Here is a 22,207-nt window from a genome sequence, read left to right as displayed (position 1 = left end):
CTTGGGATAGGGATGTCGCGAAATAAAGCGGTGGTCAGTTGCCGATCAATTCCTGGGTCATGTCTTCGTCTTCGATTTCGCGGCGGACGCGTCCGGCTGTCGCGGGCGTGTCGTCGAAGGCCTGGGTCACGGCGCCCTCCGCCGCCGAACCGACCAGGCGCGCGTATTTGGCGAGTACGCCCCGGGTCACCTTCGGTGCGGCGGGACGCCATGCCGTCCGCCGCGAGGCCAGGTCGGCATCGGTGCGCAGTTCGCGCGTGGCGGCATCGATGAAGATCGCGTCGCCTTCGCGCAACAGGCCGATCGGCCCGCCGCGCGCGGCTTCCGGTGCGACGTGCCCGACCATGAAGCCGTGCGTCGCTCCACTGAAACGGCCATCGGTGATGAGCGCCACGTCGTTGCCGAGACCCCGGCCCACGAGCGCCGCCGTCACCGCCAGCATCTCGCGCATGCCCGGGCCACCGGCGGGACCTTCGTTGCGGATCACCATCACGTCGCCGGCGCGGATGCGTCCGGCCTGCACGGCGGCGAAGGCGTCCTCTTCGCTTTCGAAGACGCGTGCGGGGCCGGCGTGGCTGGTACGCCCATGACCGGCGAGCTTCAGGATGCAGCCTTCCGGCGACAGGTTGCCGTAGAGGATGCTGTAGCCGCCGCGCGGCTTGAACGCGTTGTCGACCGGGCGGACGACCTGTTGGCCATCGGTGGCCGCCGGTGCCGCGTCCAGTTCCTCGAACAGCGTGCGGCCGGTGACGGTCGGCGTATCGGCGATCAGGGCGGCCTTGCGCAATTCGCGCGCGACGATCGCCGTTCCGCCGGCGGCGGTCAGTTCCACCGCGCTGTAACGACCGCCCGGCTTCAGGTCGGCGATCACGGGCGTATGCGCGGAAGCGGGCTCGAAATCCTCGATCGACAGCGGCACGCGCGCCTCGTTGGCGATGGCCAGCAGGTGCAGCACGGCGTTGGTCGAGCCCGCGGTGGCGGCGACCATGCGCGCGGCATTGTCGAAGGCGGCACGATTCATCACATCACGCGGGCGCAGGTTCGCCTCCAGGCATGCCATGGCCAGTTCGCCGCAGCGGAACGCGGCATCACGCTTGGCGGGGTCCGTGGCCGGCACGTCGTTGAGGCCCATGGGCGAGAGGCCCAGGGTCGTCAACACCATGGCCATCGTGTTGGCGGTGAACTGGCCACCGCAGGCACCGGCGCCGGGGCAGGCATGACGTTCGACATCGTCCAGCTCGGCATCGTCGATCTTGCCCGCGCCATGGGCACCGACCGCCTCGAACACTTCCTGCACCGTGATCGGGCAGCCGTTGCGGCTGCCGTGCGCGATGCTGCCGCCATACAGGGCGACGCCGGGAATGTTGAGCCGGGCCAACGCCATCGCGGCGGCGGGGATGGTCTTGTCGCAGCCGCACAGCACGACCATCGCATCCAGGCAATGCCCGTCGACGGCCAGCTCGATCGAATCGGCGATCAGTTCGCGGCTGACCAGCGACGAACGCATGCCCGACGTGCCCATGGCGATGCCGTCGGTGACGGCGATGGTGTTGAACTCCACGGGCGTTCCACCAGCGGCGCGCACGCCTTCGGCGGCAGCTTCCGCGAGATCGCGCAGGTTGAGGTTGCACGGCGACACATTGGACCAGCTATGCACGATGGCCACCATCGGCCGTGCGATGGCTTCGTCGTCGAGGCCGGTGGCGCGCAGCATGGCGCGTGCGGGCGCGCGGTCCGGGCCGGTCTTGATCGCATCGCTGCGCAGCGTGCGGATCGGGATCTTCTTCGTGTTCATGCGGCCTCCGCTTTCGCGTTGCAGGCGTCGAGGACGGCGCGGGTCACGGCATGCGTGGTGGCATTGCCGCCGAGATCGCGGGTGAGGTTGCCGTGCTCCAGCACGTGGTCGACCGCGGCTTCGACCACGGCGGCTTCATCGGGCAAGCCGAGCGAATGACGCAGCAGCATGGCGGCGGAGAGAATCGTGCCGAGCGGATTGGCCAGCGACTGGCCGGCGATGTCCGGCGCCGAGCCATGGATCGGTTCGTACACGCCGGCGCCCGGCCCACCGATCGACGCGGAAGGTGAAAGGCCCAGCGAGCCCGCCAGCACCGACGCCTCGTCGGTGAGGATGTCGCCGAACATGTTCTCGGTGACGATCACGTCGTAGTCGGCCGGCCGGGTCAGCAGGTGCATCGCCATGGAATCCACCAGCTGGTGTTCCAGTTCCACGTCCGGATAGTCCGCGGCGACGCGCGTGGCCACCGAGCGCCACAGGCGCGAGGTTTCCAGCACATTCGCCTTGTCGACGGAGGTGACCTTCTTCTTGCGCGTGCGTGCCAGTTCGAAGGCATGACGCACGACGCGTTCGATCTCCTCGACGGTGTAGCGGCATTCGTCGGTGGCATCGGTCTCGCTGCGCGTCTTGGCGCCGAAATAGATGCCGCCGGTGAGTTCACGGATGAAGACCAGATCGACGCCTTTCGTGCGTTCCGGCTTCAGCGGTGACAGGGCGGCCGTGCGCGGGTGCAGTTTCAGCGGGCGCACGTTGGCGAACACGCCCAGCAGCTTGCGCATCGCCAGCAGGCCCTGTTCCGGACGTACCTTCGCGTTCGGGTCCGACCACTTCGGCCCACCGACCGCGCCGAGCAGGATGGCATCGGCGGCGAGCAACGCCTCGCGCGTCTGCGCGGGCAGCGGGTCACCGAAGCGATCGATGGCGTCGCCACCGATCGCATGCTCGGTGAACGTGAATTCATGGCCGAAGCGTTCGGCTACCTGGCGCAACACGGCGACGCCCGCCGATGCGACTTCCGGGCCGATGCCGTCACCGGGCAATACGACGATCGAGGCCTTCATGCGGCTTCCTCCATGCGGGATTCGAATGCCGCGATATCGGCTTCCTGCTGGAGCAGGAAGCCCAGCTGATCCACGCCGTTCAACAGGCAGTGGCGCGAGAAGGCATCGAGATCGAAACGGACGCTGCCGCCGTCGGGCAGGCGGATCGTGCCCTCGGCGATGTCGATGCGCAGTTCGACGCCGGGGTTGTCGAGCAGCCAGCGGTGCTCCGCCTCGCTCACGACGATGGCGAGCAGGCCGTTCTTGAGCGAATTGCCACGGAAGATGTCCGCGATCTCGCTGGAAATCACCGCCTGGATGCCGTAGTCCAGCAGCGCCCAGGGCGCGTGCTCGCGGGAAGACCCGCAGCCGAAGTTATGGCCGGCGACGAGGATCGCGCATCCACGGGCCTGTGGCTGGTTCAGCGGGAAGGCGGGATCGTCGCTGCCGTCGGCGGCGTAGCGCCAGTCTTCGAAGCAATGCTTGCCCAGTCCGGTGCGTTCGGTGGTGGTGAGGAAACGCGCCGGAATGATCCGGTCGGTGTCGATGTTTTCGTTTCGCAACACCGCGGTGCGCGAGTGCACGTAGGCGAGCGGGCGGCTGGTCTGGCTCATGCGGCGACTTCCTGGTTCATGTATTCGCGAGGATCGGCGACGCGCCCGGCGATGGCCGAGGCGGCGGCGACCAGGGGGCTGGCCAGCACGGTGCGTGCGCCCTTGCCCTGGCGGCCCTCGAAGTTGCGGTTGCTGGTGGCGACGACGAGCTGGCCCGGCTGGGCGAGGTCGCCGTTCATGGCGATGCACATCGAGCAGCCCGACTGGCGCCACTCGGCGCCGGCGGCGCGGAAGACCTCGTGCAGGCCTTCGCTTTCCGCGTCGCGCCGCACCTGTTCGGACCCGGGCACCACCAGCATGCGCACGCCGGCGGCGACGCTGCGGCCGCGCATGATTCCCGCGGCGGCGCGCAGATCGGACAGGCGTCCATTGGTGCAGCTGCCGATGAAGACGACGTCGACGCTTTCGCCGGCCATGGGCTTGCCGGCCGTGACCTGCATGTAGTCGAGCGCGCGCTGTTCCACCGCGTCCGCCGCGGCGGGAACGGGGGCGTGGATGCCCACCACCATGCCGGGATGCGTGCCGTAGGTCACCGACGGCTGGATCGCCGACGCGTCGATGCGGACTTCACGGTCGTACGTGGCGCCTTCGTCGGTCGGCAGCGTGCGCCAGTAGGCGACGGCACGGTCCCAGGCCTCGCCCTTCGGCACGCGATCGCGCCCTTCCAGCCAGGTGAAGGTGGTTTCGTCCGGCGCGATCAGCCCGGCGCGCGCGCCCGCTTCAATGGACATGTTGCACACGGTCATGCGCTCTTCCATCGACAGTGCGCGGATCGCCTCGCCGGTGTACTCGAGCACGTGGCCCGTGCCGCCGCCGATGCCGATCTTGCCAATGATATGCAGGATCAGGTCTTTCGCCGTGACGCCATCCTGCAGCCTCCCGTCGACATGGATGGCAAAGGATTTCGGCTTGCGCTGGAGCAGGCACTGGGTCGCCAGCACGTGTCCCACCTCGGTGGTGCCGATACCGAAAGCCAGCGCGCCGAAGGCGCCATGCGTGGCCGTGTGGCTGTCGCCGCAGACGATGGTCATGCCGGGCTGGGTCGCGCCGACCTCGGGGCCCGCCACGTGCACGATGCCGCGCTGCGGGCTGTCCCAACCCATGAGGTCGATGCCGAACTCGCGCACGTTCGCTTCGAGCCTGGCGACCTGTGCCTCGGCTTCCTTCGTGTAGTACGGACGCTTGCCTTGCGCGTCCGGCGGCAGGGTGGGCGTCGAGTGGTCCAGGGTGGCCAGCGTGCGGTCGGGGCGACGCACCTTCAAACCGCGGCCACGCAGTTCGTCGAAGGCCTGCGGCGACGTGACCTCGTGGACCATGTGCAGGTCGATGTACAGCACGCCCGGCGTGGTATCGGTTTCCGCGCGCACCTGGTGCGTATCCCACAGCTTGTCGAACAGGGTGCGTGCGCTCATGCCGCGACCCTCCCGGCGACGGTGTCTTCGACGGGCGTGAGCCAGCCCCAACGGTCTTCCGTGCGGCCGTCGAACAGGCCGAAGAAATCCTCCTGCAACTGCCGGGTGACCGGGCCCGGGCGGCCGCTGCCCACGGGCTTGCGGTCGACCGAACGCACCGCGGTCACTTCCGCGGCGGTGCCGGTCATGAAGACCTCGTCGGCGAAGTACAGCATCTCGCGCGGCAGCGACTGCTCCACCACGTCGTATCCGCGCTCGCGGGCCAGTGTCAGCACGGAGTCGCGGGTGATCCCGCAGAGGATCGACGAGGCGGCCGGCGGCGTGTAGATGACGCCCTTGCGAACGATGAACAGGTTTTCGCCCGCACCCTCGCTCAGCAAGCCATCGGTACCCAGGGCGATGCCTTCGGCGAAGCCGCCGTTCACGGCCTCGCGCGCGATCAGCTGGCTATTGAGATAGTTGCCGCCGGCCTTCGCGCCGCTCGGGTAGGTGTTCGGCGCGGCGCGGTTCCACGAGGACACGCACACGTCGACGCCCTTCTCGATGGCCTCGGCACCGTGATAGGCGCCCCAAGGCAGGGCGATGACGGCCACGTCCACCGCCGTGTCCAGCGACGGCGCGAGGCTGAAGGTGAAGCCGCTGCGGAAGACGATCGGCCGCACGTAGGCGGAGGTGAGCCCGTTGGCGACGATGACCTCGCGGCAGGCGCGATTGATCGTGGCGGCGTCGTAAGGCATCACCAGGTCGTACACGCGCGAGGAATGGAACAGGCGCTCGGTGTGTTCTTCCAGACGGAAGTAACGCGGGCCGTCGGGCGTGGCGTATACCCGCACGCCCTCGAACACGGAGGAACCATAGTGCAGCGCATGTGCGCCGACGTGGACGGTGGCGTCGGCCCAGGTCTTGATGCGACCGTTGTGCCAGAGATGGGTCGGGGCTTCCATGGGTTCTCCTTCAGGACTCGACCGCGACGGCCGCGGTCCGGGTAGTGTTTCGATGCATGTCCATCAGCGTCGTGATGTCATCGTTGGTGATTGAGCGCTGCTTGTCTGTCAGGGTTTTAAAGCTTTCGAAGACGGCGTCGAGCGTCGGTTCGTCGATCTCATGGCCGAGTTCGATCAGGCGCTGGCGCAGCGCGTGGCGCCCGGAGTGCTTGCCCAATACCAGGGAGGTCTTTGCGCCGACATCCTGGGGCCGCATGATTTCGTAGGTGCCGCGGTGCTTGAGCATGCCGTGCTGGTGGATGCCCGACTCGTGCGCGAAGGCGTTGTCGCCCACGATGGCCTTGTTGCGCGGCACCGGCTGGCCGGTGACTTCGGCGAGCAGGCGCGAAGTGGGATACAGGTGCCGGGTGACGATGCCGGTATCCACGCGAAACAGCGGCCGGCGCGTATGCAGCGCCATCACCACTTCCTCCAGCGCCGCGTTGCCCGCGCGCTCGCCGATGCCATTGATCGTGCACTCCACCTGGCGCGCGCCGGCGCCGACGGCGGCCAGGCTGTTCGCCACGGCCATGCCGAGGTCGTCGTGGCAATGCGCCGAGAACACGACCTTGTCCGCCCCGCGCACGTGCTTGCGCAGGTACTGGAACATCTCGGTGATTTCGGAGGGGGTGACATAACCGACGGTGTCGGGCGCGTTGAGCACGCTGGCGCCGGCTTCGACGGCGACCGAGAAGATCTCGGCGAGGTATTCCGGCTCGGTACGCAGGGCGTCCTCGGCGGAGAATTCGACTTCGTGGGCGAGGGCCTTGGCCCTGTATATCGCGGCGGCGGCGATATCGATGACTTCTTGCTTGCTCTTGCCCAGCTTGTGTTCGCGGTGCAGGGGAGAGGTCGAGAGGAACAGGTGAATCCGGGAGTGCCTGGCGCCTTGCAAGGCCTTGCCTGCGCTGTCTATGTCGGTGTTCTGACATCGGGCCAGCGCGGCGATCGTGGGCGTCTTCAACGTCCTCGCGATCTCCGCCACCGCGGCGAAATCGTCGGGCGAGGCCTGGGGAAAGCCGGCCTCGATGATGTCGACGCCCAATTCTTCCAGGGCATGCGCCATGCGCATCTTGGCGCGACGATCCATCGAGAAGCCGGGGGCCTGCTCGCCATCGCGCAAGGTGGTGTCGAAGATGCGCACGCGCCCGCCTACGTCGCTTTCGACGGCGTCGGTGCTGCCCTGGTTTGCTGGATTCATGTCTGGCTCCGCTCGTGAATGAGGCGGGCCGGGCAATAAAAAACCCCGCATCCGTTACCGGGTGCGGGGTTCTTTGGGAGTCTTCAGGTTCTTTCTCGTTTCACCTGGACACTTGCCCTCAGCCCGCACCTCCGCAGGTAATAAGTACAAGGCTAAGAAGAAGGAGGCCGCTGCCGGGACGCAGCTTGCCGCCGACCGACGTAAGTCGGTTCAGGGCAAAGCGGCCATGGGTGTTGCGCTGCGTCATGTTGTCGACCGTATGTCAGGTCGTTGGCGCGTGTCAACACTTTCCGAAGAAACTTTATTCCTAGGACATTTGGACGGCTAGACGCCCGAGGCGGTGGTTCGCACCGTGCGGCCCGGCGGAACAAGCCCGGCGCGCAAGTGGTATGGCATCACCAACCCCGCAGCCAATCCGCAAAAACCCGCCCGTCCACCGCCATCGGATCAGCCGACGCATCGCGTGCGAGCATCGCCGCCAACGCCACGGGCACTTCCACGCGCCGGCCGATCAATGGTTCGACGATCGTGTCGAACTTGGCCGGATGGGCGGTGGCGGCGATGGTCCAGCCACGGCGGTCGCCCGCCAGGCGCTTGCGCTCGAATACGCGGATGCCGGTGGCGGTGTGCGGGCAGAACACTTCGCCGTCGCTGGATGCATGGCGGTGGATGATGTCGCGGATGCCGGCATCGTCCACGCTTTCCGCGTGGCCGTTGAGGCGCGTCGCCGCATCGCTGCCGAAGAGGTGGCGGAGCCGTTCGAAGTTGCTCGGGGCACCGACGTCCATGGCATTGGCGATGGTCGGGATGGCGTCGCGCGCACGGTAGGGGCGGCCGGCGAAGAATTCCGGCAAGGTCTCGTTGGCATTGCAGGCGAAGCTCACCTCGCCGATCGGCAGGCCGATCTCCCGCGCCCACAGGCAGGCGACGGCGTTGCCCAGGTTGCCGGTGGGCACGATGGTGTTCATTCGTCCGTCCGCGTGCAACGAAGCGTGGCCGAAGTAGGCCATCTGCGGCAGCAGGCGGCCGAGGCTGATGCTGTTGGCGGAGGACATCGGCACGTCCGCTTGCAGCGCGGTATCCCCGAGCGCCTCCTTCACCAGCCGCTGGCAGTCGTCGAAGCTGCCCTCGACGCGCAGTGCGCGTACGTTGCCGCCGAAGCTGCCGAGCTGGTGCGCCTGGCGCGGGGACACACGGTTGTCCGGGTAGAGGATCGCCACGCGCACCCCAGGCAAGCCGTGGAACGCGGCACCCACGGCGGCGCCCGTATCCCCCGAAGTGGCCACGAGTATCGTCAATGGCCGCGTCGTGTCACGGCGCAGGCGGGTGAGGCAGGCGGCGAGAAAGCGCGCGCCGAAGTCCTTGAACGCCGCGGTGGGACCATGGAACAGTTCGAGCAGGTGCGCACCTTCGATACGCAGTTCGCGGCGCGGTGCGGGAAAGGCGAAGGCCTCGGCGCAGATGGCGGGCAGTTCGTCGGCGAGGGGGTCGCCTTCGAAGAAGGGTTCCAGCATGCGCTGCGCCGTCCCCGCGAGGTAGCCGTCGAGCGGCGGCAGGCCGATCCTTGGCATGATCTCCGGTACATACAGGCCGCCATCGGGCGCGAGGCCGGCGGCGATGGCAGCGGAAAGGCCGACGGGCGCGGCGCCGCCGCGCGTGCTGACATAACGCATGCTCACAGCACTTTCGCGGCGGGGCCGTCGATCGGGGCGACCAGCATGTCGCTGTCATGGCCGGCGGCCTTGAAGGCGGCGCGCATGTCGAGCGCCGCGGCCTCGGCCGAGGCGCGATCCTCGAACCAACCGAATACGCTGGGCCCGGCGCCGGAAATGCTGGCACCGAAGGCGCCATGGTCGAGAGCGGCCTGTTTCACCTGGGCGAAGCCGGGAATCAGTGGTGCACGCCGGGGTTCGACGAGCACATCGGACAAGCCCTCCCGCACCAGCGCCGCTTCACCGCGGTAGCAGCCCGCCAGCACGAGGGCCAGGTTGGCGCTTTGTGCCACGAATTCGCCCAGGGCGTAATGACCGGCCAGCGCGGCGCGGGCGCGCCGCGTCTCCAGTACCACGTGCGGATGGACGAGCGCGCAGTGCCAGGCGGCCGGCACCGGGATACGGACCAGGCGGGAGGTCGTGGCCAGCACGAGGCCGCCGATCAGCATCGGCCCCAGGTTGTCGCCGTGGCGGCTGCCACTGGCGACGACTTCTCCATCGAGGGTGAAGGGGTAAAGGGCTTCGCGCGACAAGGGATCGTCGAGCAGCGCGTTCGCGGCGACGACGGCTGCCACGCAGGATGCCGCCGAACCGCCCATGCCGGAGCCGAGGGCGATGCCCTTGTGCAGGGTCAGCTCGAAACCGAAGGGCAGGTCGAGCGCATGCAGCATCGATAGCAACGCCGCGCCGGCCGTGTTGTCCGGCGCGTGCAAGGGCAGGTCGGTCACGACGCCATCGATGGCGGCGATGCGTACTTCCCGCTCGGGTATCCGGCGCACTTCGGCGCGATCGCCGGCGCCCGCGACGGTATGGCCGAGGATATCGAAGCCGATGCCGACGTTGCCGACACTGGCGTAGGCCTCGGCCACGGCGACATCCGCACGGGCCAGGGGCGAGGATTCTTCTTTCAGCATGCGCACCGTTTTACTCCCATCGCGCCCGCCACGCGCAGCAGGTCGGCGAATACCGCCGCCGCCGTGACTTCCGGGCCGGCACCCGGCCCTTGGACGACCAGCGCATTGTCGCAGTAACGGCGCGTGGCGAAACGGACCACGTTGTCGGTGAGCCGCGAGTGGGCGAAGGCATGCTCGCGATCGATCGCCTGGACGCCGACCGACGCCTGCCGGCCATCGAGCCGGGCCACGTGGCGAAGCACATGGCCCGACGCCCGCGCCTCGGAAAGCAGGGCGGCCATCGGCGCATCCATGCCTTCCAGGTTTTCCATGAACTCCTCGCGTGAACATCCAGCGAGGCCGGCGGGGATGAGGCTGTGCACGGCAACGTCTTCGAGCGAGAGCGCGAGGCCTGCTTCGCGAGCGAGGATGACGAGCTTGCGCGCCACGTCCATGCCGGACAGGTCGTCGCGCGGGTCCGGCTCGGTGTAGCCCATGGCATGCGCTTCGCGGACGAGGGCGGAGAAGGGGACCGAGCCGTCGAAACGGTTGAACAGCCAGGCCAGGGTGCCGGAAAGCATGCCTTCCACGGCGGTGAGTTCATCGCCCGTATCGATCAGGTCGCGCAGCGTCTGCACCACGGGAAGGCCGGCGCCGACCGTGCCTTCGTAATGCAGGCGTGCACCGCTGGCGCTCGCCGCGCCGCCGATCTTGCGCCAGCGTTCGAGCGGCCCGCTGGCCGCACGCTTGTTCGGCGTCACCACATGGATACCGGCGGCCAGCCAGCCGGCGTAGTGGTCGGCGACCACATCGCTGGCGCTGCAATCGGCGAGGACGGCCGCTTCGCCACGTTCGCCCGCGACGTAGGCGGCGAACTCGTCCAGTTCCGCAGGGCGCCAGGTCTGCGCGCCGTGCGTGCGGCTGTTCAAGGCATCGTCGTCGCAGTCGAGCCACATGTGGCGGCTGTCGCTGACCCCGCGCAGGCGCAGTTCCAGGTTGCAATCGCGGAGCAGGCGGGGCGCCGCCAGCCGGAGCTGGGTGAGCAGGGCGCTACCGACCTTGCCGGGGCCGACGATACCGATATTGACGGCGAACGGTGGGACGACCGCGCGCAGGGGCGCGGCACGGAGTGGGGAACGGGGTGGTGCGATAGCGATGGACACGATCAAAGCCTCCGGTGAGAGGCCCTTCGATCACGTCAGGTGGGTTGTCGGCTGAGAGTTCTGGCGCCGGTCCCGTCCTGCGGGAGGTCGGGGCCGGCAGCGACAAGGGAACTAGGCGCGCGCGAACTCCGATCCTCCGACCAGGGTAGTGGTCGTGGTGGTTGTAGTCGCGGTGGTGGACATGGACGCGAGCGCGCCGGCCGGGAGGGCCGTGATGGAACGCAGCGCTGGCGTGTTGGGATGCATGGCTCGACGTTATGCCGGGGGCGAGGGGGCTGTCAAGGGTGGTGAGGGGTGGCTGGATGGTCTATGCGGAGGGGTGTGGTGGGTCGGCTCCCACACGCACGGCATGCCTGGTGGGAGCCGACCCTGTCGGCGATTCAAGTCGCCGGAAAGATCAGCGCTTCGACAGGTCGATCGAATAGACCGCCGTGCCGTCGCCGTTGTCGCGCAGCTGGCGGATCGGCAGGCCGAGCGACTTCGCCACGTCTTCCTTCCCGCTGGCCGAGATGAAGGTCACCGCACCCTTGGTCTTCAGCGGTGCGAAGGTCCATGAACGCTTGTCCACGTCCTTGCGCGTCAGCGTCTTTTTCGCCTCCACCCAGTGGATCACCACTTCGCGGTTGCCGTCGGGCGCGCTCAGTACGATGTTGGCGTCGTCCATGCCGGGGAATCCGCCGCCACCGCTGGCGCGGTAGTTGTTGGTCACCACGATGAACGGTTGTCCCGGCTTCACCGGCTTGCCCTTGTAGCGGAGGTTGGCGATGCGTTCGCCCTCGGGCTTGCTTATATCGATGGTGTAGCTGATGCCGCCTTGCATCTGGTCGAAGTTGTAACCGGGGAAGCTGCCAATCAGTGCCTGCTCGCCTTCCTTCGCCGGATCGATCCGGTTGAAGCGCGTCGCCGACTTCTCCAGCCACGCCTTCACGCCGGCGCCATCGGTCTTCACCGCGGCGAGCGTGTTCGGGTAGAAATACAGGTCGGCTGCGTTGCGGATCGTCATCGGGCCGGCGGGAACGTCGGTGAAGTCGTCCGGGCCGCCGAAGCCCGTGCGGAAGGCCGATGCGGCGGAAAGCACGGGCACGTCCTTCCATTCCGGATGCGTGCGGCCGAGTTCGTCACGCGCGTAGTCGATCTGCGCGGCGTTGACCACCGCCAATGCGGACATGTTGCCTTCGTCGGCGAAGTAACTGCTGAGTGGATGGTCGGTGGCACCGATCGGCGTGTTCACGTAGGCGATGGCGGCCTCGTGCGCATCGCGCACGATCGGCGCGATGGCCGGATCGGGGGCCACGCACTCGTTCTTCTTCGGGCAGATCGGGCGGACCTGGCTGTGGCTCTTGTCCTTGTCCACCACCCAGCGGCCGGCCTCGCGCTTCAGCGTCATGTCGATCACGCCCAGGTCCTTGCCGAAGAAACCGCCCATGACGGCCGGCACGCCGCGGACGAGGCCGCGCTTCGCGTCCACGTCCTTCATGTCGGCATAGCGCGGTCCAGGGAATTCCGTGTGTGAATGGCCCAGGAGCAAGGCATCGATGCCAGGAACGCCGGCGAGGTACCAGCCGCCGTTCTCCATCTGCGGCGTGTACGGCGCCGTGTTCAGTCCACCGTGCAGGATCGCGACGACGAGATCGGGGTGCTGGGCTTGCACCTCCGGCATGTATTTGTTCGCGGCTTCCACGACGCCATCGACGGTGACCTTGCCGGCGAGATTGCGCTTGTCCCAGTCGAGGATCGGCGGCGGTGTGAAACCGATGATGCCGATCCTGAGCGTGGTGGTGACCGGCTTGCCATCGGGCCCCGTCGCGGTGACGGTCTTCTCGACGATCGTCCAGGGCTTGAAGATCGGCTTGCCGTCGCGTGCGCTGTAGACGTTGGAAAGCACCAGCGGGAACTTCGGCCCGGCGCACTGTCGCGGGCTCACGCCATCGACGTTCATCGCGGTGTTCGTCACCTGGGCGAGGAAGGACAGGCCATAGTTGAACTCGTGGTTGCCGGCGGTACCGCCGTCGTAACCCACGGCGTCCATCGCCTTGTAGATGCCCAGTTCCGTGTCGCAGCCCACCGGCTTCACCAATGCCTGGTAGTCGGCGAGCACGGAACCCTGGATGGTGTCCCCGCTGTCGAACAGCACCGTGTTCGGGAATTCCTTGCGGGCCTGGCGGATCAGCGTGGCGACGCGCTCGTAGCCGAAGGTCGGGTCGTCCTTCTGCTTGTAGTAGTCGTAGGAAAGGATGTTCGAATGGACGTCGGTGGTCTCGAGGATGGCGAGGTCGAGCGTCGCCCCGTCCTTCACGCCGGTGGTCGCCGCGGGTTTTCCAGCGGGAGTGCCGGCGCAGGCGGCGAGCAGGGCGGCCGAGAGCGTGGCCAGGGCGAGGGGCTTGAACATCGTGGGTATCCGGTGGAGACGGGGTTCGGGACGGGAAACTAGCAGAAATACCGGCGCGTGGTTTTCTTTGGGGACCGTTTCAGGTCGGCTCCCGCTTGAAGAAGGTTCACTGGCGGTCGGCGTTCGCTTCGTCGAAATAGGTGTAGGTCTTGCCGTTGTCGTCGAGTTGCTTTGTCTTCAGGACGAAATGGTACGACGTCCGGTTCATCGGGGAGCCGTCGACGCGGCGGATATCGAGGCCGGTGGCTGTGTCGGTCGTCACCTGGGCGGCCTTTACGCTGAGCCCTTCGGCGCTGCGACCCGCCAGGCCTTCGCGCAGCACGCGGCCGTCCGTCTTGCCGAGGTCGAGCTTCAACAGCGAGGCCAGCGTCGGCGCGAGGTCCACGTTGCCGCTGGGTAGTTCGCTGCGCAGGCCTTGCCGGAAATCCGGTCCGGTCGCGACGAGGAGGTTGTGCACGTCCACGGGACTGAAGCTGCCGTGCATGCCCCGTTCGTTCGACATGCTGGTGTATTCCGTGCCCTTGAATCCCTGCACCGTGGCATCGGCATCGAAGTCATAGCTCACCACGATATCCGGCGCACGTTTGTTGGCGAGGCGCACCGTCGCCAGCGGCAGCGTGCCGGGCAGCTTGCCGTAGCGCGCGTCGACGAAGATGGCACCGAAGGGTTCACGGCTCTGGAGGAAGCGAACGGCCTTCCGTACGAGTTCGCGATCGTGCGCGGGCTGGTAGAGGTATTCGCTGCCGCCGTTCGGGGCGATGACGAAGGCGTCCTTCGGTAGCTCGGCTGGGACCTTGTAAGCGGGGGTCGTGTAAGGGCCGGGCTTGCCACAGATCCTGCCGTCGTCGTCGAAGCGGGTCGGGCGAAGCGGGCTGCCATCGGCCTTCACGCCGGACATCACGGGCGTGTAGATGCACCCGAACCCGTCGAAGGCCAGGAATCCCGCGCGGCTCATTTCGTCGGCGAGGCGAATGGCACCCGAGGTGGAATAGCCCCACTCGGCGTCGACGTGGCCCACGCGGCCGTCGTTGATGGCCCGTAGCGGAAAGAGGTCCACGGGGCCGGAAACGTTGCTGTGTGCATGGTCGGACACGATGACGAGGTCGGTGTCGCCTTCCATGCCCAGTTCCTTCAATCGCGCTTGCAGCTTGCCCAGCAACTCGTCCTGCGCGCGCAAGGCAAGATGAAAGTTGGGCGAGCCGACACCATAGGCATGCTCGGTGGAGTCGGGATTGCGCAGCCAGACGAAACTGATGTCGGGCTTCTCGACTGGCAGCACGTAATCGAGGAAAGCGTGCATCAGGTACGCGTTGGCGGCCGTCGGCGGTGCCCCTGCCCCATCGGACGCATCGGAGGTGACGCCGTCCTTCAACGTCACCAGCGGGAGCGGTGCCGTCGGCGTTCCGTTGTCCGGTTCGAGCTGGAAGCGGTCCGGATCGTAGGCGTGCACGGTGTTGGCGGGCAGGGGAAAGCCCGCACCAGCGAGCTTCTTCGCGAATGCCAATGGCAAGGCGACGTTCTCGTCCAGGATCGTGCCGCCTTCGTGGAGGTCCTGCAGGAAGGCTGGCCCGGACTTGCCGATCACCGCCGTCTTCAGGCCCGCCTTGCGTGCCTTCCCGAGCAGCGTCGGCGCTTGCAGCAGGTCATGGTCCCAGTGATCGTCCAAGGCGCGGAGGACCGCGTAATCCTCGGTGTAGACGGGCGCATTGAAGTCGCTTGGCGCGCCTTTGGCATCGAAGCCCCTGGCGCCCGGTGCCCAGAAGCGGTTGCCGAAGAAGCCGATCGTGCCGGGGAACGAGCCCGTGGCGAAACTCGATGCGTTGACCATGGTGAAGGTCGGGTAGGTCGCGTGGTTGTCCGCGAAGTAGGTGCCCTGTTTCACCAGTGCCGTGAGGTTTGGCGTGTCTTCCTCGCTGATCGCGTCGGGCCGCATGCCGTCCCAGACGAAGACGATGACGCGGTGTGCCGCGTGGGCCTCGACGGCGAGGGCCATGAGGCACAGGGCGGCCAGTCGGGCGAGTCGGTGCATGGGCGGTACCGTGAGGTTAAAAGGGGGAATAGTGACGCCGCGATGTTGCAGTTCGGGGACGCTGCCGCAACTGCGACCCACGTCACCGCTTCGCAACATCTTCCCGGAGCCGTAAAAAAACGTAAACACTCGTCAGTCACCCTCGTCCGCTTCCCATGACGAGTTGCCTGTCGATGATGTACTCCCGCCGCGTCCTGTTCCTCGCCCTCGCCTCCGCGCTTGCCTTCCAGGCCCATGCCGACGATGCGCCGCCGCCGAAGACCCAGGACCTGGAAGCGGTTTCCGTCATCGGCCAGGGCGAGACGCGCCAGGTGCAGCGCATCGTGCCGGACGACCAGAAGGTACTTCCGCCGGGGACGAGCCCGCAGAAGATCCTCAACCGACTTCCCGGCGTGTCGGTGCAATCGAACGACGCCTTCGGCGCCAACGAGGAATCGCAGTCCATCACCTTGCGCGGTTTCAACACCACTCGCCTGGGCTACACGCTCGACGGCCTGCCGCTCGGTGACAACGCTTATGGCAACTACAACGGCCTGAACATCTCGCGAGCGCTGTTGCCGGAGAACATGGCGACCGTCGAGCTGTCCGAAGGCATCGGCGCCCTGGGCACGGCCTCCACCAGCAACCTCGGCGGCGCCATCCAGTATTTCTCGTCGGACCCGGCCAAGACCTTCGGCGGCAAGGTGGCGCAGACCTTCGGCAGCGACCATAACCGGCGTACCTATGCGCGCATCGACACGGGCGACTACAAGGGTTTCTCCATGTACCTGTCCGGCGCCCATGCCGACGCGGACATGTGGGCACGCCCCAATTCGCCGACCAACACCAAGCAATTCAACGGCAAGGCGGTCTACGAGTTCGGTGAAGGCAACCGCATCACCGGTTTCGCCGATACCTCGCGTACGAGCCAGGCCGACTATGCCTACCTCTCCAAGAGCGGCCTGAAGCGCGGCCTCGGTTGGGATTGGAACCTCTACGCCCCCGACTGGAACCGTGCGTTGGCGGCGGCGTACTGCGCGCCCGCATACACCAAGGGTGGCGTGAGCGATCCGCGCTGTGGCTTCTCCGGCGGCGTGGACAACATCGACGATGCCTATTACCAGAGCCGTGCGTTGCGCCGCGACGATCTCTACTACCTCGCGGGCGACTTCACCGTCGCCGACGCGGCCACGCTGCATACCCAGGTCTATCACCACGAAAACGCCGGCCAGGGCCACTGGTGGTCGCCGGGACAGAAGTCCAATCCGGGCACCCCTGACGAACTGCCTATCTCGATCCGCAGCACGAACTATACGATCAATCGCAACGGCGCCATCGCGTCGTTGTCATGGGACCTGGGCAACCACCACGTGGAAGGCGGCGTCTGGTACGAAAAGAACGACCATCACGTCGAGCGCAATTTCTACTACATCGATGGACCGGTCAGCGACGACCGCTACCTCTCCGATCCGGATCGCCGCCTGTTCGCGCAGGACTATACGATCACCACCAAGCAGGCCTACCTGCAGGACAGCTTCAAGGCGCTGGACGACCGCCTCAGCATCGACGTGGGCGTGAAGAGCCCGCACACCACCATGAAAGCGGTCGAATTGCCCGGCGTGGAAAGCCCCTATGCGAATGGCACCCTGAAGGCGGGCAAGTCGCTGCTTCCGCAGGCGGGGCTCGCGTTCCAGCTGGCGCCGGGCCAGGAAATCTTCCTTTCCTATGCCAAGAATATCGCCGCCTTCCAGGGTGGTGGCGCGGGCGGCCCGTTGTCGGTGTCGCAGGCCGCGTTCAATGGCACGAAATCGAACCTGAAGCCCGAGCAGTCGCGCTCGATCGATGGTGGCTTCCGCAGCATCGGTGAGGGATACGAAGCGTCGGCCGCGCTGTACGACGTGAAGTTCGACAACCGACTGCTCTCGCTCAATCCCTGCCCGAGCATCGAGGTCGGTACGCGTCCGGAATGCAACACGGCCTTCGTCAACGTCGGTTCGGTGAGCAGCCGCGGTGCCGAGTTCACCTTCATCTGGAAGCCCGTGCGCGGTTTCGAGTGGTATAACTCGGCGTCGTTCAACGACTCCACGTATGACGACAACTATGTCGCCAGCGGCAAGATCGTTCCGGTGAAGGACAAGACCACGGTGGATACGCCTAAGCGCATGTTCGCCAGCGAGATCAGCTGGACCTCCGGGCCCTGGTCGGCCAGCCTGCGCGGCAAGTACACAGGCAAGCGCTACTACACCTATACGAACGACCAGAGCGTAGCCGGTGCGACCTCGTTCGACTTCGGCGCCAGCTATGACTTCGGTCCCGTCGCCAACCTGAAGGCGCTGACCCTGGCGCTCAACATCACCAACCTCACGGACCACCGCTACGCGACGAACCTCACCGCGTTCGCGGCGACGGACCCGCAAGGCCGTGCCCTGGCGTTCCACGCCAGTGCCCCGCGGCAGAGCTTCCTCACCCTCACGGCGGATTTCTGATGAGGGCGTTTGCTCTATCCTCGTGCGCTGTGTTCCTCGCCCTTGGAGCGATACCGATGCCCACGACCGCCGCCCCGGTGGCCCCGCTTGCCGCGAAGGTCCTCGTCATCGGCCACCGTGGCGCCAGCGCCTTGCGGCCCGAGCACACGCTGGCGGCGTACGCGGTGGCGATCGAAGACGGCGCCGATTTCGTCGAGCCGGACCTTGTAGCGACGAAGGACGGCGTGCTGGTCGTCCGCCATGAGAACGAGATCAGCGGTACCACCGATGTCGCCGCCCATGCGGAGTTCGCCAGCCGGCGTACGACGAAGACGGTCGACGGCGTGACGATCACGGGCTGGTTCACCGAGGATTTCACCCTGGCCGAACTGAAGACCTTGCGCGCCCGCGAGCGCCTTGCCGATATCCGCAAGGCGAACACGGCGTTCGACGGGCAGTTCAGCGTGCCCACCTTCGACGAGATGATCGAGTTCGTCGCCGCCGAGGCCTCGGCCCGCCAACGGGTCATCGGCATCATCCCCGAGATCAAGCATTCCACCTATTTCCGTGGCCTTGGCCTGCCGATGGAGGACAAGGTGCTGGCGACCCTGGATGCCCATGCCTACACACGCGTCGCGCCGGTGGAGATCCAGTCCTTCGAGGTCGGCAACCTGAAGTACCTGCGCGGGAAGCTCGGCAAGGATCATCCCAACGTTCGCCTGTTGCAGTTGATGGACGACGCGGCGGAGCATCCGGCCGATGAAGCGTCCGCCACGTACGGCAAGATGATGACGCCCCCGGGCCTCAAGGCCATCGCCGCTTATGCGGATGCGATCGGCCCCTCCACGCGGAGCATCATTCCACTGGGCAAGGACGGCCGGCTGGCGCCCGTGACGCCGCTGGTTCGCGATGCGCATGCCGCCGGGCTGGAGGTCCATCCATACACCTTCCGTCCCGAGAACCATTTCCTGGCCGCGAATTTCCGCGACGGCGCCGGCGATGCCGCGCGCAACGAGGCCGGTTCGGTGGCTGAGATCCGTGCCTACCTGGCCACCGGCATCGATGCGTTCTTCACCGACGACCCGGCCCTGGGCCGCAAGGCCCTCGACGGACGCTGACACGGCGCGTCAGCCTGCGCTGACGACACCCCGGGCTCGCCCGGCTATGATCCCCGGTCAGCCAGCTCCAGGGGATTCACCCGATGTCGTTAGCGAAGTTCCTCCGTCACAAGTCCGTCGAACAGCTCCAGGCCGAAGTCGGCCAGCGCACGGACTTCCGGCGCGTGCTGGGTTTGTGGCAGCTCACGGCGATCGGCATCGGCGGCATCATCGGTGTGGGCATCTTCGTGCTCGCCGGCCAGCAGGCCGCGCTCAACGCGGGGCCTGCCGTGGCCCTGAGCTTCATCATCGCCGGCTTCGGCAGCGCCTGCGCGGCGCTTTGCTACGCCGAATTCGCCGGACTGATCCCGGTCACCGGTAGCGCCTACACCTATGGCTATGCGGTGCTCGGCGAGGGGGCGGCCTGGATCATCGGCTGGGATCTTCTCCTCGAATACGCATTGGTGGTCGCCGTCGTGGCGATCGGCTGGTCCGGCTACGTGCAAGTCCTGCTGGCAAGTGCCGGCGTGCACCTGCCGGAATGGGCGCAGAAGAGCATGAGCGCCGACACCATGAAGTATTTCTGGCAGCAGGGGCTGGGGTCGCTGGGGGTCTCGTTCGCCGAACCCGTCGCCGCGCCGACCGATGGTCATCGCTTCAACGTGATCGCGGCCGGTATCTCGCTGTTGGTGGCGATCCTGCTTTCCGTCCGCACCGAATGGGGCGCGCGCCTGAACACCGTCATCGTTGGCATCAAGGTGCTCGGCGTGGCGCTGGTGATCGGCGTCGGCGCCTTCTTCATCAATACGGCCAACTGGCACCCGTTCATTCCGGAACGGATCTTCGACGACAAGGGCGTCGGCCACTTCGGCTGGCACGGCGTGCTCACCGGTGCGAGCGTGGTCTTCTTCGCCGTCTTCGGCTACGACACGCTCACCACCGCCGCCGAGGAAGCGAAGAATCCGCAGCGCGACCTCCCGCGCGCGGTGTTGCTCTCGCTGGCCGTCGCGATGGTGCTCTATATCGCGGTGTCGCTGGTGCTGACCGGTATCGTCCCCTATGCCACACTGAGTGGCGAAGCCTCGGTCTCCGATGCCTTCAATGCGATCGGCTTGCCATGGCTCAGCAACGTGATCGCCGTGGCCGCCGTCATCGGCGTCATCAGCGTGCTGTTCGCCTTCATGCTCGGCGCGGCACGCATCTGGTTCGCGCTCTCACGCGACGGCCTGCTGCCTGCATGGTTCGCCCGCGTGCACCCGCGTTTCGGCACGCCGGCGCGCCCGACCATGATCCTCGGCATCTTCACCGCGATCGTCGCCGGCCTGTTGCCGATCGGCGAAGTGGCCGAACTGGTAAACATCGGCACGCTCAGCGCGTTCATCCTCATCTGCGCCTCCGTCCTGGTGCTGCGCGTACGCAAACCGGAGCTGGAGCGCAAGTTCCGCACACCCGCGGTGTGGTTCGTCGCACCCCTGGGCATTCTGTTCTCGCTGGCGCTGATCTGGGGCTTGCCATGGATCACGTTCGAGCGCTTCGCGATCTGGATGGCGATCGGCTTGATCGTCTACTTCGCTTACGGCGTGAAGCACAGCAAGCTCAACGGCAGGACGTGATCGGCTTCGGGACGGTTTCGGCATCTTTCGGTCGATTCACGGCACAGGGTGCCGTGAATCGATGCCATCGCGACCGCGCCTACAACGCATGATCTATGTTGCGCTCGCCTGATAGCGGCTAACGTTTCGGCACGGCATCGATGCCGTGTGAGCAAGGAGAGCTGCATGAAGCCTCTATCGCGTCGAATTTCCTCGCAGATTCCGAGTGGCTTGCTTCTGGCCTTCGCCTTGCTTGTACCAGCAATAGGTATTGCGAAACCTGTTAAACAAGCCGGAAGCGGCGAGTTGACCATAGGACGTCTCGTTGTGCCTTCGCTCCCTGCCGAATTCACCCAAGTCTGTGGTGAGTTACTGAGACCTCCGCTAGGGTCCGAGGTATCGACGAGCGAGGGAAATATGAAGGGCAAGAGTTGCTTCCTGCTCAGACCCGTTCTTCGACAGATCTACAACAGCGTACGGTGATGACGATCGCAGGCAGCGACATGAACAGGTAAGCGTTGCGAGCAAGGAGAGCTCCATGAAAGTCCTGGACCACGGGTTGCGCCATCTTTCGTTGACGGTGGCTGTTCTGATCGTTGCACTTCCGGCGCCCGTCGTTGCGGCGTCGCTGACGAGTCTCGGGCACGCCGCCGGCGCACAATGCAATGCGAGCGATGTCAACGACTCCGGCGTCGTCGTAGGCAGTTGCAAGCCAGGCAATACGAACGGTTCGCTCGTCGCCTGGGTCTCCACGGCGGGTAGCGAAATCGCTCTTCCTCCCCTGGCAACGGGCAAAGGTTGCGCGGCCGAAGGGATCGCCAACAATGGAAGGGTGATAGGCAGCTGCTCGGATTCAGGCGGCGTGGTGTTCGCGGTAGCCTGGAGCAGTACGTCCCCGGGGACCTCCCCCACGAAGCTGGCGCCTTTATCTGGCCTGTTGGGGTTGGGTGCCGACGTAAGCACCTCGGTCGGGGCATACAACCAGTCCGGATTCGTTGCCGGCCAGAGCATGGGGGGTAACGGAAACTCGACGGCCGTCCTCTGGCTGCCGGGTAGCGGGACGGCTGTGCAGGTGTCGGGGCGCGGCGATAATTGCGAGGTAGCGGATGTCGCCAATTCGGCGGGCGGCGGAAATCCCGCGGTCTTGTTGAATTGTCCGAGCGGAACAGGCGCGGTGACGCCCAAGGTTGCGACGACCGGACCGCTGGGGATTTACGTCACCCACGACCTGTTGAAACGATCCGGAAGCAGCTATTGCGTCGGAACCGCTATCAACTCCTCGTTGCAGATCATTGGCACATGCGTGTTCCCGACGGCACCCTTTGGCAGGGCGGCGTTCTGGGGAAATCCGGCCGTCACGGCGAGCGTCCTCGATCTCCCGGATTTCAGTGGCGATACCGTAGGCAAGCGAAGTGCCGGCCTGTTCCTCAATGACCTCGGTCACCTGGTCTACCGCTACCAGATGTCCGATGGCCGCCAGAACGATGGGTTCAGCGATCCGGTCAACAACATCGTGCTTTCCATTCCGCCACTGCATACGGACGCGACGGTCGTAGCGACAGGACTGGGTGATAACGACCTCGTGGTCGTGGCAGGCGACAACGGAAGCGAAAACACGCAGGCCGCCGTTTTCAATCCAAACTCTCCGCTGGTCGTGACGCCGGTACCTTTCTTCGGTGGTGGTGCGAAGAGCCTGCTGGTGACCGTGTCCAAGGGGGGTACATATGCCGTCGGCGTTGCGGAAGACAGCAATCACGACGCCAACGCCGTCTGGACGACGTTGCCGTGATCGCCATACCCTGGTCGAAGAATTTGTGCCCGTTGACCAGGCCACGTATATCGG

General features: G+C 66.3%; 14 protein-coding genes and 1 pseudogene. 4 read left to right on the top strand and 11 right to left on the bottom strand.

Annotation, left to right across the window (positions count from 1 at the left end):
• Positions 1 to 34: 34 nt before the first annotated feature.
• The 11 genes and pseudogenes from ilvD to ACN9M2_RS17560 all read right to left on the bottom strand — a co-directional run bounded on the left by ilvD (position 35) and on the right by ACN9M2_RS17560 (position 15,231).
• Positions 35 to 1,795 carry a dihydroxy-acid dehydratase gene (gene ilvD, locus ACN9M2_RS17610; RefSeq protein WP_426285912.1) on the bottom strand — a complete coding sequence of 587 codons (1,761 nt, stop codon included), beginning with the start codon at positions 1,793 to 1,795 and terminating at the stop codon, positions 35 to 37.
• On the bottom strand, positions 1,792 to 2,856 hold the full coding sequence (leuB, locus tag ACN9M2_RS17605; protein WP_426285911.1) for a 3-isopropylmalate dehydrogenase: 1,065 nt from the start codon (positions 2,854 to 2,856) through the stop codon (positions 1,792 to 1,794). Before leuB ends, ilvD begins: the two co-directional genes overlap by 4 nt.
• Positions 2,853 to 3,449 carry a 3-isopropylmalate dehydratase small subunit gene (gene leuD / locus ACN9M2_RS17600; RefSeq protein ID WP_426285910.1) on the bottom strand — a complete coding sequence of 199 codons (597 nt, stop codon included), beginning with the start codon at positions 3,447 to 3,449 and terminating at the stop codon, positions 2,853 to 2,855. The genes leuB and leuD overlap by 4 nt, the downstream gene beginning before the upstream one ends.
• Entirely contained in the window at positions 3,446 to 4,861 is a 1,416-nt protein-coding gene (gene leuC, locus ACN9M2_RS17595; RefSeq protein WP_426285909.1) for a 3-isopropylmalate dehydratase large subunit, read from the bottom strand. Before leuC ends, leuD begins: the two co-directional genes overlap by 4 nt.
• Positions 4,858 to 5,805 (bottom strand): branched-chain amino acid transaminase, encoded by a 948-nt coding sequence (locus ACN9M2_RS17590; protein WP_426285908.1) that lies wholly within the window; start codon positions 5,803 to 5,805, stop codon positions 4,858 to 4,860. The genes leuC and ACN9M2_RS17590 overlap by 4 nt, the downstream gene beginning before the upstream one ends.
• A 64-nt stretch (positions 5,806 to 5,869) precedes the next feature.
• Positions 5,870 to 7,045, bottom strand: a pseudogene (locus ACN9M2_RS17585) (2-isopropylmalate synthase); the annotation flags it as partial.
• A 395-nt stretch (positions 7,046 to 7,440) separates the two neighbouring features.
• On the bottom strand, positions 7,441 to 8,718 hold the full coding sequence (thrC, locus tag ACN9M2_RS17580; protein ID WP_426287952.1) for a threonine synthase: 1,278 nt from the start codon (positions 8,716 to 8,718) through the stop codon (positions 7,441 to 7,443).
• Between the two features lie 2 nt (positions 8,719 to 8,720).
• A complete protein-coding gene (locus ACN9M2_RS17575) occupies positions 8,721 to 9,671 on the bottom strand; it encodes a homoserine kinase (protein ID WP_426287950.1) in 951 nt (316 codons plus the stop codon).
• Positions 9,665 to 10,813 (bottom strand): homoserine dehydrogenase, encoded by a 1,149-nt coding sequence (locus ACN9M2_RS17570; protein WP_426285907.1) that lies wholly within the window; start codon positions 10,811 to 10,813, stop codon positions 9,665 to 9,667. Before ACN9M2_RS17570 ends, ACN9M2_RS17575 begins: the two co-directional genes overlap by 7 nt.
• A 397-nt stretch (positions 10,814 to 11,210) precedes the next feature.
• Positions 11,211 to 13,202 (bottom strand): bifunctional 2',3'-cyclic-nucleotide 2'-phosphodiesterase/3'-nucleotidase, encoded by a 1,992-nt coding sequence (locus ACN9M2_RS17565; RefSeq protein ID WP_426285906.1) that lies wholly within the window; start codon positions 13,200 to 13,202, stop codon positions 11,211 to 11,213.
• A gap of 106 nt (positions 13,203 to 13,308) precedes the next feature.
• Entirely contained in the window at positions 13,309 to 15,231 is a 1,923-nt protein-coding gene (locus ACN9M2_RS17560) for an alkaline phosphatase family protein (protein WP_426285905.1), read from the bottom strand.
• Positions 15,232 to 15,407: 176 nt separating this feature from the next.
• On the opposite strand from ACN9M2_RS17560, the gene ACN9M2_RS17555 reads away from it, so the two are divergent.
• From ACN9M2_RS17555 to ACN9M2_RS17540, 4 genes are all read left to right on the top strand, one after another.
• The gene (locus ACN9M2_RS17555) at positions 15,408 to 17,696 is read left to right on the top strand and encodes a TonB-dependent receptor (protein WP_426287949.1); all 2,289 of its coding nucleotides are present in this window, start codon (positions 15,408 to 15,410) and stop codon (positions 17,694 to 17,696) included.
• Positions 17,697 to 17,752: 56 nt separating this feature from the next.
• Positions 17,753 to 18,793: a glycerophosphodiester phosphodiesterase gene (locus ACN9M2_RS17550; RefSeq protein ID WP_426285904.1), complete on the top strand. Its 1,041-nt coding sequence runs from the start codon at positions 17,753 to 17,755 to the stop codon at positions 18,791 to 18,793.
• Positions 18,794 to 18,876: 83 nt separating this feature from the next.
• On the top strand, positions 18,877 to 20,385 hold the full coding sequence (locus tag ACN9M2_RS17545; protein WP_426285903.1) for an amino acid permease: 1,509 nt from the start codon (positions 18,877 to 18,879) through the stop codon (positions 20,383 to 20,385).
• A gap of 517 nt (positions 20,386 to 20,902) precedes the next feature.
• Positions 20,903 to 22,153: a hypothetical protein gene (locus ACN9M2_RS17540; RefSeq protein ID WP_426285902.1), complete on the top strand. Its 1,251-nt coding sequence runs from the start codon at positions 20,903 to 20,905 to the stop codon at positions 22,151 to 22,153.
• The last annotated feature ends 54 nt before the right edge of the window (positions 22,154 to 22,207 follow it).

It is taken from the genome of Luteibacter sp. E-22, assembly GCF_049913125.1.
GTDB lineage: Bacteria > Pseudomonadota > Gammaproteobacteria > Xanthomonadales > Rhodanobacteraceae > Luteibacter.
This window is presented reverse-complemented; position numbering and strand designations above follow the sequence as displayed.

What these genes read in the sequence shown, in the direction of transcription:
- ilvD (WP_426285912.1), bottom strand. Translation starts at nt 1,795, where the DNA reads ATGAACACGAAGAAGATCCCGATCCGCACGCTGCGCAGCGATGCGATC.
- leuB (WP_426285911.1), bottom strand. Translation starts at nt 2,856, where the DNA reads ATGAAGGCCTCGATCGTCGTATTGCCCGGTGACGGCATCGGCCCGGAA.
- leuD (WP_426285910.1), bottom strand. Translation starts at nt 3,449, where the DNA reads ATGAGCCAGACCAGCCGCCCGCTCGCCTACGTGCACTCGCGCACCGCG.
- leuC (WP_426285909.1), bottom strand. Translation starts at nt 4,861, where the DNA reads ATGAGCGCACGCACCCTGTTCGACAAGCTGTGGGATACGCACCAGGTG.
- ACN9M2_RS17590 (WP_426285908.1), bottom strand. Translation starts at nt 5,805, where the DNA reads ATGGAAGCCCCGACCCATCTCTGGCACAACGGTCGCATCAAGACCTGG.
- thrC (WP_426287952.1), bottom strand. Translation starts at nt 8,718, where the DNA reads ATGCGTTATGTCAGCACGCGCGGCGGCGCCGCGCCCGTCGGCCTTTCC.
- ACN9M2_RS17575 (WP_426287950.1), bottom strand. Translation starts at nt 9,671, where the DNA reads ATGCTGAAAGAAGAATCCTCGCCCCTGGCCCGTGCGGATGTCGCCGTG.
- ACN9M2_RS17565 (WP_426285906.1), bottom strand. Translation starts at nt 13,202, where the DNA reads ATGTTCAAGCCCCTCGCCCTGGCCACGCTCTCGGCCGCCCTGCTCGCC.
- ACN9M2_RS17560 (WP_426285905.1), bottom strand. Translation starts at nt 15,231, where the DNA reads ATGCACCGACTCGCCCGACTGGCCGCCCTGTGCCTCATGGCCCTCGCC.
- ACN9M2_RS17555 (WP_426287949.1), top strand. Translation starts at nt 15,408, where the DNA reads ATGTACTCCCGCCGCGTCCTGTTCCTCGCCCTCGCCTCCGCGCTTGCC.
- ACN9M2_RS17550 (WP_426285904.1), top strand. Translation starts at nt 17,753, where the DNA reads ATGCCCACGACCGCCGCCCCGGTGGCCCCGCTTGCCGCGAAGGTCCTC.
- ACN9M2_RS17545 (WP_426285903.1), top strand. Translation starts at nt 18,877, where the DNA reads ATGTCGTTAGCGAAGTTCCTCCGTCACAAGTCCGTCGAACAGCTCCAG.
- ACN9M2_RS17540 (WP_426285902.1), top strand. Translation starts at nt 20,903, where the DNA reads ATGAAAGTCCTGGACCACGGGTTGCGCCATCTTTCGTTGACGGTGGCT.